This is a genomic window from Nocardioides sp., assembly GCF_035481145.1.
Taxonomy (GTDB): Bacteria; Actinomycetota; Actinomycetes; order Propionibacteriales; family Nocardioidaceae; genus Nocardioides.
On the sequence record NZ_DATIHB010000009.1, the window covers coordinates 1 to 1,841 of the forward strand.

1 protein-coding gene and 1 pseudogene are annotated in these 1,841 nt (G+C 70.2%); both read left to right on the top strand.

Going from position 1 to position 1,841, the window contains the following annotated elements:
• Nucleotides 1–295: 295 nt before the first annotated feature.
• Nucleotides 296–1,384 carry a sn-glycerol-3-phosphate ABC transporter ATP-binding protein UgpC gene (locus tag VLF38_RS01280; protein WP_325269480.1) on the top strand — a complete coding sequence of 363 codons (1,089 nt, stop codon included), beginning with the start codon at nt 296–298 and terminating at the stop codon, nt 1,382–1,384.
• Nucleotides 1,385–1,463: 79 nt separating this feature from the next.
• Nucleotides 1,464–1,841: pseudogene (locus VLF38_RS01285) on the top strand (alpha-amylase); the annotation flags it as partial.

Below are 1,841 nucleotides of genomic sequence, written 5' to 3' on the forward strand. Positions count from 1 at the left end.
CTCGCGGGGTGGCTGCGTCCGGTGCTCACCTCGGTCGAGCTGCCCTTCACCGAGCTCGGCGCGCTCGCCGTACGCCGCCTCCTCGACCCCGACGACCACGGCGGCACCGACTCGGTACCGATGGCGGTGCGCCACGGAGGCTCGGTGCGCACCGCTCGCGACGGCACGGCGTGAGACGGCGCGGCCGCGCCATTGCCCCGCTGTGGGCCGGGCCCTACTGTGACCTCGGGGTCTGTGACCCCGGTCACTTCACTACGGATCGTCCGGCACGTACCTGCCGGTGAAGGAGCAGACAATGGCATCAGTGACGTTCGAGAACGCGCAGCGGTGGTATCCAGGCGCCGACGAGCCGGCCGTGCCCGGCATCAGCCTCGAGATCAAGGACGGCGAGTTCATGGTGCTCGTCGGGCCCTCGGGCTGCGGCAAGTCGACCACCCTGCGCATGCTCGCCGGCCTCGAAGAGGTCAACGACGGGAAGATCTACATCGGTGACCGCGACGTCACCAACATCCCGCCCAAGGACCGCGACATCGCGATGGTCTTCCAGAACTACGCGCTCTACCCGCACATGTCGGTCGAGGAGAACATGGCGTTCTCGCTCAAGATGGCCAAGGTCCCCGCGGCCGAGCGCAAGGAGCGGGTGGCCAAGGCCGCCGAGATCCTCCAGCTCACCGAGTACCTCGAGCGCAAGCCCAAGGCGCTGTCCGGTGGTCAGCGCCAGCGCGTCGCCATGGGTCGCGCGATCGTCCGCAACCCGCAGGTCTTCTGCATGGACGAGCCGCTGTCCAACCTCGACGCCAAGATGCGCGTGGCGACCCGCACCGACATCGCCCGCCTCCAGCAGGACCTCGGCGTCACCACGGTCTACGTCACCCACGACCAGGTCGAGGCCATGACGATGGGCGACCGGGTCGCGGTGATGAAGCTCGGAGTGCTCCAGCAGGTCGACACCCCGCTCAAGCTCTACGACAAGCCCGTCAACCTCTTCGTCGCCGGCTTCATCGGCTCGCCGCAGATGAACCTCCTCGAGGGCGTGGCGGCCGAGGACGGCACGGTGAAGGTCGGCGGCTACAACGTGCCGGTCGACCCGACCGCGGAGAAGAAGATGTCCGGCAAGGTCACGGTCGGCGTCCGCCCGGAGAACTGGCGCCTCGTCACGGCCGAGGAGGGTGGCCTGCCCGTCAAGGTCACCGTCGTCGAGGAGCTCGGTGCCGACAGCTACGTCTACGGCACCTGCGACGTGGAGGGCACGCCGTCCAACGTCATCGTGCGCGTCAGCGGCGGCCGGCACCACCCGCAGAAGGGCGAGATGCTCTACGTCACGACCGACCCCGAGCACGTCCACGTGTTCGACACCGAGTCGGGCGAGCGCCTCTCCGAGTGACCGGCTCGTCCTCGGTGGTCGAGCGAGGCTGCTCGACCACCGAGGACGATCGGCAGCTCCGCGTCGCCATACTGGGGCCGTGACCGCGACCGACATGGGCTTCGAGGACCGCCTCGCCGACCTCGAGCCAGACCTCCTCGCCACCCTGGCGCGGGTCTACGGGGCGGATGCCGCCCCCGCCGTCGCCCGTACGCTCGTCGGGATCGCCCGTGCCGCGCACGACGCGCGTCCCGCCGACCTGCGCGAGCTCGACGCGCAGCGGCTGCGCGAGCCGGACTGGTTCCAGCGGCCCTCGATGGTGGGCTACGCGGCGTACGCCGACCGGTTCGCCGGGACGCTGCGTGGGGTCGGCGAGCGGGCGTCCTACCTCCGCGACCTCGGCATCGGCTACCTGCACCTGATGCCGCTGCTGACGCCGCGTCCGGCGCCCAACGACGGCGGCTACGCGGTCATGGAC